Source organism: Shewanella profunda (genome assembly GCF_023283765.1).
In the GTDB taxonomy this organism is placed as follows: domain Bacteria; phylum Pseudomonadota; class Gammaproteobacteria; order Enterobacterales; family Shewanellaceae; genus Shewanella; species Shewanella profunda.
The window spans coordinates 37,871-50,080 of sequence record NZ_JAKILG010000017.1 but is presented as its reverse complement, the minus strand read 5'-3'; the positions used below and the strand labels follow the sequence as shown (position 1 = coordinate 50,080).

The 12,210-nt window shown below is 46.8% G+C and carries 8 protein-coding genes; 4 read left to right on the top strand and 4 right to left on the bottom strand.

Translation table 11 applies throughout. The features are described 5' to 3' along the window. The first annotated feature begins 415 nt into the window (after window positions 1-415). From thrA to L2744_RS10415, 4 genes are all read left to right on the top strand, one after another. Window positions 416-2,884 carry a bifunctional aspartate kinase/homoserine dehydrogenase I gene (gene thrA / locus L2744_RS10430; RefSeq protein ID WP_248991848.1) on the top strand — a complete coding sequence of 823 codons (2,469 nt, stop codon included), beginning with the start codon at window positions 416-418 and terminating at the stop codon, window positions 2,882-2,884. Continuing rightward, window positions 2,881-3,843: a homoserine kinase gene (gene thrB, locus L2744_RS10425; RefSeq protein WP_248991847.1), complete on the top strand. Its 963-nt coding sequence runs from the start codon at window positions 2,881-2,883 to the stop codon at window positions 3,841-3,843. The genes thrA and thrB overlap by 4 nt, the downstream gene beginning before the upstream one ends. Before the next feature lie 70 nt (window positions 3,844-3,913). Then, entirely contained in the window at window positions 3,914-5,197 is a 1,284-nt protein-coding gene (gene thrC / locus L2744_RS10420; protein WP_248991846.1) for a threonine synthase, read from the top strand. A 338-nt stretch (window positions 5,198-5,535) separates the two neighbouring features. Continuing rightward, a complete protein-coding gene (locus L2744_RS10415) occupies window positions 5,536-8,820 on the top strand; it encodes a S41 family peptidase (protein WP_248991845.1) in 3,285 nt (1,094 codons plus the stop codon). Between the two features lie 122 nt (window positions 8,821-8,942). On the opposite strand, the gene L2744_RS10410 is transcribed toward L2744_RS10415, so the two are convergent. From L2744_RS10410 to L2744_RS10395, 4 genes are all read right to left on the bottom strand, one after another. Beyond that, window positions 8,943-9,380, bottom strand: a complete 438-nt coding sequence (locus L2744_RS10410) for an OsmC family protein (protein ID WP_248991844.1) — start codon at window positions 9,378-9,380, stop codon at window positions 8,943-8,945. A 227-nt stretch (window positions 9,381-9,607) separates the two neighbouring features. Further along, entirely contained in the window at window positions 9,608-9,958 is a 351-nt protein-coding gene (locus tag L2744_RS10405; RefSeq protein ID WP_248991843.1) for a DUF3325 domain-containing protein, read from the bottom strand. Continuing rightward, entirely contained in the window at window positions 9,955-11,619 is a 1,665-nt protein-coding gene (locus L2744_RS10400; protein ID WP_248991842.1) for a PepSY-associated TM helix domain-containing protein, read from the bottom strand. The genes L2744_RS10405 and L2744_RS10400 overlap by 4 nt, the downstream gene beginning before the upstream one ends. 1 nt (window position 11,620) lies before the next feature. Then, window positions 11,621-11,992, bottom strand: a complete 372-nt coding sequence (locus L2744_RS10395) for a DUF3649 domain-containing protein (RefSeq protein WP_248991841.1) — start codon at window positions 11,990-11,992, stop codon at window positions 11,621-11,623. Window positions 11,993-12,210 lie beyond the last annotated feature (218 nt).

The following is a 12,210-nucleotide window of genomic DNA, read 5'->3' as shown; positions in this document are numbered from 1 at the left end:
TCAAATGAATTTAAATGGTTTTAATAAATTGAAGGCAGCCTTGGTTACGTTAACGTCAATGGTTATCTATTACATAAATCGCATTTTTATCCCTAGAAAACGTTATATTAACTAATCTTGATGCAGTTTCTTATCCAGCGCTAAGATTTGCCTATAAATAATCCATTTTAGGGGTTGACAAGCGCGGGTAAAAAAAGCAATTCTGTTTATCAAGAAATTAACATGGATTAGCCCAAACACATGCATAGCCTAGGTTTCGTAGTAATTACCATTATTACAACCACCACTACAACAACAGTGGGGGCGGGCTGATACACCCTAAAGAATTTTAACGATAAGCCCGCTTCCCACAAAGAAGCGGGCTTTTTTGTTTCTAGCTCTTATTTCTAAGTCGGGCGCGGTACAGGAGAACAAGATGAAAGTAATGAAATTTGGTGGTACCTCGCTTGCAAATTGGCAGCGATTCTCGATGGCGGCGGATATCGTTGCCAAGTCATCTAAGCTTGAACCCATAGCCACTGTGCTATCGGCCCCGGCGACGGTGACAAATGCGTTACTAGAAATGGTTGATGTAGCAGTCAAAGGTGAAGATTATTTGCCTGTGCTGCAGCATGTTGAGCGGGTATTTACTTCGCTATACCAAGATGCGGTCACTTCGGTGTTGTCGAGTGAGCAGAGTGAACAACTCTTTTCTGGGCTTAATGCGCAGCTGGTAATTTGGCAGGATAGATTACGTGGCATTAGTTTACTGCAAGAGTGTCCCGATGGCATACGTGCCGAAATCGTGGTGGCGGGTGAGCGTTTATCTGCAGCCTTGATGGAACAAGTGATGCTATCTAAGGGGATCACGTCGGCTCAACTCGATCCGCGCGCCTTGTTTCTAGGTCGAGGTCGGCCGTTAGAATCCGTGGTCGATATCGCTATAAGTAAGCCAAGGTTTCGCGCGTTGGCGCTGGGTGAAAAACGCGTATGGGTGATGCCGGGTTTCACCGCCGCCGATGAACAGGGCAAAGTGGTGACATTAGGCCGTAATGGTTCCGATTATTCTGCTGCCGTACTGGCCGCCTGTTTAGATGCGTCAAGTTGTGAAATTTGGACCGATGTCGACGGTGTTTATAATACCGATCCCCGGGTGGTTGCCGATGCTAAATTGCTGTCACAACTCAGTTATCAAGAGGCGATGGAACTCTCCTATTTTGGCGCTAAGGTATTGCATCCTAAGACGATTGCGCCCATCGCTCAGTTCCATATTCCCTGTTATATCAAAAACAGTTTTAACCCCGATGCGCCCGGCACTCTGGTATCAAACCAAGCCGATGAAACCGGCTTACAGGTTAAAGCTATCTCCAATTTAGATAACCAGACCATGTTCGATATTTCAGGCCCTGGCATGAAAGGCATGGTTGGCATGGCGAGCCGTACTCTCGCGGCGATTTCCCGCAGCGGCGTGTCAGTGTCTTTAATCACCCAAAGCTCCTCTGAATACAGTATTAGCTTCTGTGTGGCGACGTCTGACTCGGCCAAAGTGAAATGGGCCTTAGAGCAAGAGTTTGAATTAGAAATAAAAAGTGACTTGCTTGAACCTATCGCTATGCGTCATGAACTCGCTATCGTTTCTTTGATTGGTGATGGTATGCGCACCCACAAGGGGGTTGCGGCGCGTTTCTTCCAAGCGTTAGCACAGGCAAGCGTGAACATTATCGCCATTGCCCAAGGATCATCCGAGCGGTCGATTTCGACTGTGATCGAGCAGCGTAAGACTAAGCATGCGGTGGCGGCTTGTCATCAAGGCTTTTTCGATGTGCAGCAATATTTAGATGTGTTTCTAGTCGGTTGTGGCAATGTGGGTGCAGGCCTGCTCGAGCAGATAAAACAACAATCCGCCATGCTTAAAGAGCAACACATTAGTATCCGTGTTTGCGGCATAGTGAATTCCAACAAGATGTTACTCGACAGTGCGGGCATCGATTTAAGCAATTGGTCTAGCTTGCTTGCCGATAGTCAGCAAGATTGTGATATCCCAGCGTTACTCGCATGGGTGAAAGAGCAACAATTGCTTAATCCTGTGCTGGTGGATTGCACCTCGAGCGAGCAAGTGTCGAACCTATATTTGGATGTGATGAACGCGGGTTTACATGTGGTCACGCCCAATAAAAAGTCCAATACTCGCGATTATGCTTATTACCAAGCGCTTCGCCAAACTGCATTAAAACAGCGTCGCCAATTCTTGTACGAAACCACAGTCGGCGCGGGCTTACCTGTGATCGATAACCTGAAAAAATTGTTATTTGCGGGTGACAAACTGCATAAGTTTAACGGTATTTTATCGGGCTCTTTATCCTTTATCTTCGGCATGCTCGATGAAGGCATGACACTTTCTGAAGCGACCGGTCTGGCACGGGAAAAATGTTTTACTGAGCCCGATCCCCGTGATGATTTGAGTGGCATGGATGTGGCGCGTAAGGTGCTCATTCTTGCCCGTGAAGTGGGACTAAAGCTCGAACTCAGTGACGTGCAGGTTGAATCTGTATTGCCAGCCGAGTTTGATGATTCAGGTGATGTTGAAAGTTTTATGGCGCGATTACCGCAAGTCGATGCCGCAATTGCCGCTAAAGTAGCGCAGGCCAAAGCCCAAGGCAAAGTGCTGCGTTATGTCGGGCAAATTGATGACGGCGTGTGCCGTGTGCGTATCGCCGAAGTGGATGCACAGGATCCGCTTTATAGCGTTAAAGGCGGTGAAAATGCCTTGGCGTTCTACAGCCGCTATTACCAGCCCATTCCCTTTGTGCTACGCGGCTATGGCGCAGGGACTGAAGTGACTGCCGCTGGCGCCTTTGCAGATGTATTAAGAACCTTGAATTGGACTCGTGAGGTGAGTGTATGAGTTTGACTGTGTACGCTCCAGCCTCTATGGGTAACGTGGGCGTCGGATTTGATTTACTGGGTGCAGCATTAGCGCCGATTGATGGTAGTTTACTTGGCGACAGAGTGACTATCGCCGCGGCAGCGTCGGGTGTGAGCCTGACACAAACTGGCGCTTGGGCCCATAAACTACCTGACAATCCGCAAGACAATATTGTGTACCAATGTGCCGAATTCTTCTTAACAGCCATGAGTAAGGAGTTTTTAACTGCGTTGGGTAAAGCAGATGAAGGCGTGGCACTCACACTGGAAAAGAACCTGCCCGTTGGAAGTGGCTTGGGTTCTAGTGCCAGCTCGGTCGTTGCGGCGTTATATGCCTTGAATGAACATTTTGACCGGCCCTATAACGAGCAAGCACTGCTTGAACTGATGGGCGAGTTTGAGGGAAAGATCAGCGGCAGTGTTCACTATGACAACGTTGCCCCTTGTTACTTGGGCGGCATGCAATTGATGCTCAATGTGCCGGGTACAGTTTGCGAAGCGATACCGAGTTTTAAAGAATGGTATTGGGTTGTGGCCTATCCTGGGATTTCACTTTCGACGGCAATGATGCGTAAACTCATGCCAGATCAATATGATAAAAGTGTCACTATCGATTTTGGCCGCTATTTAAGTGCCTTTGTGCATGCGTCGTACCAGCAGAATGCCAAGCTTGCGATCAGTGTATTAAAGGATGTGTTAGCCGAGCCCTATCGCGCCGCCGCTATTCCGGGTTACGACAAGGCCAGAGCCGCTTTAGCCGATTTAGGCATGTTAACTACGGGGATTTCGGGCAGCGGCCCAACGCTGTTTTCGATTACCGATGATTTAGCCACGGCAAATACCGCTAAAGCCTGGTTAGAGCAGCATTATTTAACCGAGGCGGGTGGCTTTGCCCATGTGTGTCGCCTCGATGAACAAGGCACGCGTAGGGTCGATTAATTGTCAATTTAGCTAAGACTAAGCACCCGAAATTAGCATTTAAGGTTTAGCATCAAAAGGTTGAGTGAGCATGGAACTATATAATTTAAAACACCCTTCGCAGAAAGTGAGCTTTAAAGAAGCGGTACAACTGGGTTTAGGTAAAGACAGAGGCTTGTTTTTTCCTACCCAAATACCGGTATTAGACGATATTGAAGGGCTGCTGGCGTTGCCATTCGTTGAACGCAGTAAAAAGGTGCTCGGCGCATGGCTCGCCTCTGAGTTAGGCCAAGATGCGGTCGATGAACTGGTTGAGCGTGCCTTTAACTTCGATTTACCTTTGGTTGCCGTCGATGAGCAGCGTGCCTGCCTCGAATTATTCCACGGTCCAACACTGGCGTTTAAAGATTTTGGGGCGCGTTTTATGGCGCAGTGCGTTAATGCCTTTGTGGGTGACACTCGTTTAACCATTTTGACTGCGACCTCGGGCGACACTGGCGCAGCGGTTGCCGATGCCTTCTATGGACTTGAGAAAGTAAATGTCGTGGTGCTCTATCCTAAGGGCAAGATCAGTGAACTACAGGAAAAGATGTTCACGACGTTAGGCAAGAATATCCACACAGTCGCCGTATCGTCCGATTTCGATGCTTGCCAAGATCTGGTTAAGCGCGCCTTCGATGATCCCGAAGTCCGTGATGGTCTGAGCCTAAACTCGGCTAACTCTATCAACATCAGCCGATTACTCGCACAAATTTGTTATTACTTTGAAGCGGTTGCCCAATCTAAACAACGCCATGAAGCCGATCCTGTGATTTCGGTGCCAAGTGGTAACTTTGGTAACTTGACCGCAGGTTTATTCGCTAAAGCCATGGGATTACCGGTTAAACGCTTTATCGCTGCGACCAATGCCAACGATACTGTGCCGCGCTATTTAGAAAACGGCCAATGGCAGCCAAATCCGACTCAAGCGACTATGTCTAATGCTATGGATGTGAGTGAGCCCAGTAACTGGCCGCGTGTGGAAGCCATTTGTGAGAAATTAGGCTGGCCACTGAGTAACTTAGTTGGGATCCGTTTATCGGAGGAACAAACGTCACAGGCATTGGCCGAATTACAAGCTCAAGGTTATGTGTCTGAGCCCCACGCGGCGATTGCGGCTAAGGCGTTATCTTTAACCTTAGTGCCCGATGAAGTGGGAATATTCCTCGGGACTGCCCATCCCGCTAAGTTTAAGGACGTAGTGGATAGGGAGTTAAATCTTAACTTACCGCTACCAGTCGAGCTTGAAGCTGTTGCCAATAAGCCTATCCTATCGGCGGAACTAGCTGCAGACTTTGCCGAGTTAAAGGCGCATCTATTTAACGTGTTGGCCTAACGTTTGGTAGATTTAAGTCAATCAGTAACATTTAGATTGTGTCAAAAGGGAGCTTGGCTCCCTTTTTTACAAGTCCCATAGGGAGCAACCGTAATTTTAAAATAATGAGTTTTAATTCAATGATCTTCCATATGTTCTATCAAATAATCTTATTTTTATTCATTTGTTCTTTATCCACATCACTGGCGACACATTTGCTAAAACTTCTCTTCGTTGAAGTTACTGAACTCCCTATCAAATTCTGCTAGTTTGTGGAAATAACTGTCAGACCTAAAATTTACTCCAAGTTCATTGTTAAAAGCCCATCGCTGAACAAAATAATAGGATAGAGATAATACATGAAACTTCGCCATTCTGTTGTCTGCTGCATGTTTGCCCTCGGCAGCTTAACTGCGGTCCAAGCTATTGCTTCCGATGCTGTGAACAATCAGGGATATTACCGCGCGCCAGCCCTGCACGATCAAACCTTAGTGTTCACCGCTGAAGGGGATTTATGGACTCAGACCTTAGGTCAGAAAGCGGCGACTCGCCTAACGAGTTTACCCGCAGAAGAACTGGGTGCAGCTATATCTCCTGATGGCAAGTGGGTTGCCTATGTGGCGAACTATGAAGGCGCGAGTGAAGTGTATGTCATTCCTGTTGCAGGCGGCGTAGCAAAACGAGTCAGTTTCGAGAATAGCCGCGTGCGTGTGCAGGGCTGGACTGCCAAAGGCGAAGTTTTATATTCCACCGACAGTGGTTTCGGCCCTGCAAACAATTGGGTATTGCGCAGCGTTGATCCTAAAACGTTAACGACCACAGATTTACCCTTAGCCGATGCGGTAGAAGGCGTGATTGATGATCGCAGCGAATATCTGTACTTCACCCGCTTTGGCCTACAAGTTACGGGTGATAACGCCAAAGTGTACCGTGGCGGTGCGAAAGGTGAATTATGGCGCTTTAAACTCGGTAGCAAAACCGAAGCACAGTTACTCAGTGGTCAGCATGACGGCTCGGTGCGCCAACCTATGCTGTGGCTAGACAGACTCTATTTTATCAGTGACAGCGATGGTAACGATAATCTGTGGTCGATGGCGCTCGATGGCTCGGATGCAAAACAGTTGACCCAGTTTAAAGATTGGCAAGTCCGCGGCGCGCGTATGGCTCAAGGCAAAGTGGTATTTCAGCAGGGCGCAGATATCCATGTATTTGATATCGCGGCCGCTAAAGACTCGTTACTCAATATTGAACTCACTTCCGATTTTGCCCAGCGCCGTGAACACTGGGTGAAGGATCCTATGGATTATGCATCCTCGACCGATTTAGCCCTCGCGGGCGATAAAGTGGTGATCACCGCCCGTAGCCATGTCGCAATCGCTGGCGTAGATGGCTCGCGCTTAGTCCAAGTTGGGCTGCCGGGGACTTATCGCGTTAGAGAAGCGATCTTGAGCCAAGATGGCAAATCCGTTTATGCGATTAGCGACATGACGGGTCAGCAGGAAATTTGGCAATTCCCCGCCGATGGTAGCAGTGGTGCTAAGCAACTGACAAAAGACGGTCATACCTTAAGAATGAGCCTGAATTTGTCTAATGACGGTCGATTCATCGCCCATGACGATAACGATGGTAACGTTTGGCTGCTCGATTTAAAGAAAAATACTAACCAAAAAATCATCACCAACGGTGAGGGACTTGGACCCTACGCCGATATCCGTTGGTCGGGTGATAGCCGTTTTATTGCGTTAACTAAGTCGGAAATCGGCAAACAAAGACCGCAAATTGTCCTTTATTCAGTGGATGAAAATAAAGCTGAGACGCTCACCAGCGACAAGTACGAGTCCTACTCACCAACCTTTAGCAGTGACGGCCAGTGGTTATATTTCCTTTCTAATCGTAAATTTAGTGCAACACCAAGCTCACCTTGGGGCGATAGAAACATGGGGCCTGTGTTTGATAAACGCAGTGAAATTTTTGCCATTGCGCTGGTGAAAAATGCCAAATTTCCCTTTGGTAAACCTAATGAACTCAGCGCTAACAAAGCTGAAAAAACGGATGCTAAGGATAAACCTAATCCGCTGAAAATCGATTGGGCGGGGATCGCCCTGCGCTTATGGCAAGTGCCTGTCGATTCCGGAAATTATAGTGAGTTACACGCCGTCGATGACAGGCTTTATATGCTTGACCAAGCGATTGGCGATGACACTGCGCCTAATTTGATGACCATCAAGTTTGATCCATTAAGCCCCAAAGCCGAGGTTTTTGCCGAGGATGTGGGTCAGTATGACGTTTCTGCCGATGGCAAGAAACTAATGCTACGTAAACACAGCGATGATAAGGCGTTACTGATAGTCGACGGCGGCGATAAATTGGGCGATACAGATAATGCCAAAGTACAAACGGAACAATGGCAATTAGCGATTTCTCCTCAGCTTGAATGGCAACAAATGTTTGAAGACGCTTGGTTGATGCACAGGGAATCTTTCTTCGATAAGAAGATGCGCGGCCTCGATTGGCAAGCCACAAAAGCTAAGTATCAACCTTTGCTCAATCGCTTAACTGATCGCAATGAACTCAACGATGTCTTCATGCAAATGATGGGCGAGCTAGACTCGTTACACTCACAGGTGCGTGGTGGTGATATACCCAAGGATCCCGATGCGGCTAAAGCGGCGAGTCTAGGGGCGCGTCTGCAGCAAACTGCGGATGGCGTTAAAATTGCGCATATTTATCGTAATGATCCCGAGTTACCCGCTAACGCTTCACCTTTAAGTCGCATCGACGTTGATGCTAAAGAAGGCGATGTGCTGGTGGCTATTAACGGTACGCCAGTCGCGAATGTGGCCGATGTCACTCGTCTTTTACGTAATCAGCACGACAAGCAAGTCTTGCTGCAGCTTAAGCGTGGCAGCCAAACCCATAAAACCATCGTCATACCCGTTAGTGCCATGGTGGACAGCGAGTTACGTTACTTAGATTGGGTGAGCCATAACGCGGGTGTGGTCGAGGATGCGAGTAAGGGCAAGATTGGCTATTTGCATTTATATGCCATGGGCGGTGGCGATATTGAAAGTTTCGCCCGTGAATTTTATGCCAATTACGATAAAGATGGCTTGATTATCGATGTCCGCCGTAACCGCGGTGGCAATATCGACAGTTGGATTATCGAGAAATTATTGCGCCGTGCTTGGGCTTTCTGGCAACCGACTCACGGTACGCCAAACACGAATATGCAGCAAACTTTCCGCGGTCATCTAGTGGTGTTAACCGATGAACTGACCTATTCCGACGGTGAGACTTTTTCTGCAGGGATTAAGGCGCTCGGTATTGCTCCGCTAATTGGTAAACAAACAGCAGGGGCTGGTGTGTGGTTATCTGGGCGTAATGCATTGACCGATAAAGGAATGGCGCGGGTGGCTGAATATCCACAGTATGCAATGGATGGTCGCTGGGTGCTTGAAGGCCATGGTGTGACGCCGGATATTGAAGTGGATAACTTACCTTTCGCGACCTTTAATGGTAAAGATGCTCAGCTTGAGACTGCGATAAGCTATTTAAAGGATGAGTTAGTTAAGCAGCCTATTCCTGTACTAAAAGCGCAACCTATGCCAGTAAAAGGAATAGCACAGGATATTAAAGCTAAATAGTCGGATATTAAGACATTATATTTAACTGAAATTTAAGCTAGTGCCGTTAGTATAGTGGCGTACAAACTTAGGGTGTTGTTTCCTAGTTCCCGAGACAACACCCATTTTTATGCCCACCAGTATTAGAACTTGATGTGAATGTCCGTCGCTAACGAGTTGGCGATAAAGCAGTTTGCATGTGCTTTTTCGTGCATTTTTTCAAGTGTTTCTTGGTTGACCTCGATGCCTTCTGCAAAAATTACCCTTGGATTGAGCACGATTTTAGTGATGGCAAGTTTACCCGCCTCATTTTTTCCTAGTTCTGCCGTGGCGGCATCGACATAGGACAAGACGGGTAAGCGTTTAAGGTGGGCAATGGTCAAAAACGTCAGCATATGGCACGAGGAAAGCGCTGCTAGCAAGCTTTCCTCTGGATTGACATAATGTTCATTGCCTTTGTAATCGGGTGCTGAGGAGGCCTGAATCGTCTGGCCGCTACCAAATGTAATACTATGGTCCCGGCAAAATTCACCTTCTTCGGCGGGGGAAGATTGCCAATTAACCGTTAAGTTAAAGCCCATTATTTTCTCCTTAACTGAAGTACATATGGGCACTATAGCTTAGGCACTAACCCCAAACCACCTTAAGATACCGAAGTTTGTGTTTAAGTCAGCGGATCAGCGAACAGCGCAAAAGCCAATGAATTGTTCCTGTTATGGTAGACCAATCTAAGTAAGCTGGTTCCAATCAACAGCCCCTAAGCGCAGTGAAGTGCTTGTTGTCTACTATTCTGACTGTGATTTAGAGGTTAGATACCCGCGCTCAATATTAATCCCCCAGTTAGCACACTCCCTGTCACTATACCTATAGGCAAATGCCGTGGGCTGTAGCTTAGGGTTAAAATAACGAGCATAGCCGCGAGCGATATCACGCCCATAAACAAAATACTTCCATAGGCCCATCCTTGGTTATTTGCGCATGCGCTTAAGCTAAATATTAATAATAACCAAGCAAATAAGGTTAATAGTCGACTCTGCCATTGTGCGGGGGGGCGATTAAAAACATCTTTAAAATGGCCAAACTTTGCTAAGGCAAAAAGGGATAAGGAGAGGTAACTTAGACCTAAGATCCCCAGTACGGGAATAATTTCCGGCATCATGATTTTGCTTCCTCCAATGACGAACTCAGTTCGGTTGTTATGGATGATTTAGGCGTATTTTGGCTGTTTGGAGTGGGCCTTTTTGGATACTTAGCAGGTGCTTTGGTTATCAAAGTGAGTTTTTGACTGGCAAATAACATAATGCCACCCAGTAGCAATGCAAGTAGATCGAAACCAACTAAAGCCCATTGGTTTGATTGGATATTGTCGATGATATTGTGGGGCGACGTGAGCGCATTGAGCATCGGCAGAGTGCAGCATAATATGCCTGTTATCATTAACGCCATTTGCCAATGGCGACGTGAACGACCAAATATAGCCCAAATCCCCATAGCGATTAGAGCGATAAATAAGCTGTGAACTTCCCATTCAGCACGACCAATTAAATGAGCTGGCAATACACGGTTAGCGTAAAAGAATGCCACAGTTCCTAATGGCAGTCCGATGATAAACATGAAGTTTAATCCTTCCACTAAACGTAATCCTAAGCTTGGTTTTTCACCTTTATCTATTAGTTTTTGTTGTTTTTGACGTATCCGAATAGCCCACATTAGTGTGCCTGTCGCCACCATAGCGCAACCCAATAAACCGCAGAAAAAGAATAAAATTCTGAGCAGAGGTCCTGCGAAACGTGCGGTGTGTAGGGACATCATAGTATCGTAAGTTGCTAATGCGCCCGATGCACCATGGGGGCTGGCATATTTAAGCTCACCTGTTGTACCACTGAATATCAAAATATTGGCCTTGTCGGTGACATCTTTCCCCATGTTTTGATAGAAAGTTATTTGGCTATTTTGATCCTTAGGGAAAGAGATTATGACTTGCTTAATCGGCGCATCGCCCCAAGTGGCCTTGATCTGCGGCAATAACTGACTTAATTGCACTTGCGTTGCAGCAATACCGGTTGCTTTCTCAGTTTGTCTGTCGGGGTTGAGATCCTGCAAAAATGCTTGGTTATCTCCCGAGTAGGCGGTATTCACTGTCCAAGGAATATAAAGCAGCATCAGGGTGATAAGGCCCGTATAAGTGATCATGATATGGTAGGGCAGAGCGATCACTGAGCTGACATTGTGGGCATCTAACCAAGAACGGGCGCCTTTATCACGCCTAAAGCTGAACAAATCCTTGAAAATACGCTTATGTATCACTATGCCGCTGATCAGGGCTATTAGCATAAACATAGTGCAAAACCCTACAATATAACGGGCCGTAATGGCTGGCATATAATGCAGGTCAAAGTGCAGACGATAGAAGAAGTTGCCACCACGACTCTCGCGGACTTCGGAGATTATGCCGCTGTTATCGGCGAGGGCAACATGCGTTTCCACTTTACCGCGGCGTTGACCTTTTTCTGGTGGTAATTGCCAACTAAAACTCAGCAGTGGCCGACGTTCAGTTGGAAAGCTTATCATCCAACGCTGCACCGAACTGGGTGAGTGTTCTTCTAGATAACTTTGGCCCTTATCTAGCTGGCTTTCGAGTGTGGACGATTGATAATCTTGATAAACACCTTGGTGTAATTCGGGTTCAGTCCACTGTGTGATCTCGTGGCGAAAATAGCTCAAGCTACCCGCAAAAAAGATCAATAATAATACCCAGCACACCAGTAAACCTGCCCAAGTGTGAAGCCAAGATAAGGTTCTAAAAAATGTCTCTTTCATCTTACTGTCCACACACCTTGATCAATCCAAAACACAACAAACTCACTAGACCTAAATCTCGCCATGCATGCCAAGTTTTACGCACACAAAAGGCGTAAATAATCGCAATAGCATAAAACAGAAAAGACAACATATTGGCTGTTAATGTGCTTTCGAATCGTGGCATTGGCAGTATTAGTGTGAGCAAACAAGCTAAGGTTGCCGCGGCGATATACCCCGCTAGCATCGCGGCGCTGGCGCGGACAAATACTTTGACGGCATATACGGATTGTTCTTGCTTGAACCATTGCACTATTCCCGATAAAAATACGGGAGAACGCATTTGAGTATTTGAGGAATGCGCTGACGTATCGGGCGCTGGCATATTAGGCATAAGTGCTAGTTCTCATTTCGAGCCATCTGGGTCAGGTATTACTTCCCTTCACAATTTAAGCAACCTTTCTTCGGTTGTTATTCCATAGCTAAATAATGTTGGTTAATAGCAAATATGGTGTGATAACAGGGACTAGGGACAGTCAATATTGCGGAGTATACCTTAGTTAGTTTGAATGATAAACGATATCATTTGCGTTAGAGTGTAAAGTTGTGACT

Coding starts and splice junctions, on each gene's coding strand:
- L2744_RS10400 (WP_248991842.1), bottom strand. CDS start 11,619: ATGAAAGAGACATTTTTTAGAACCTTATCTTGGCTTCACACTTGGGCA.
- thrC (WP_248991846.1), top strand. CDS start 3,914: ATGGAACTATATAATTTAAAACACCCTTCGCAGAAAGTGAGCTTTAAA.
- L2744_RS10415 (WP_248991845.1), top strand. CDS start 5,536: ATGAAACTTCGCCATTCTGTTGTCTGCTGCATGTTTGCCCTCGGCAGC.
- L2744_RS10405 (WP_248991843.1), bottom strand. CDS start 9,958: ATGATGCCGGAAATTATTCCCGTACTGGGGATCTTAGGTCTAAGTTAC.
- thrB (WP_248991847.1), top strand. CDS start 2,881: ATGAGTTTGACTGTGTACGCTCCAGCCTCTATGGGTAACGTGGGCGTC.
- thrA (WP_248991848.1), top strand. CDS start 416: ATGAAAGTAATGAAATTTGGTGGTACCTCGCTTGCAAATTGGCAGCGA.
- L2744_RS10395 (WP_248991841.1), bottom strand. CDS start 11,992: ATGCCTAATATGCCAGCGCCCGATACGTCAGCGCATTCCTCAAATACT.
- L2744_RS10410 (WP_248991844.1), bottom strand. CDS start 9,380: ATGGGCTTTAACTTAACGGTTAATTGGCAATCTTCCCCCGCCGAAGAA.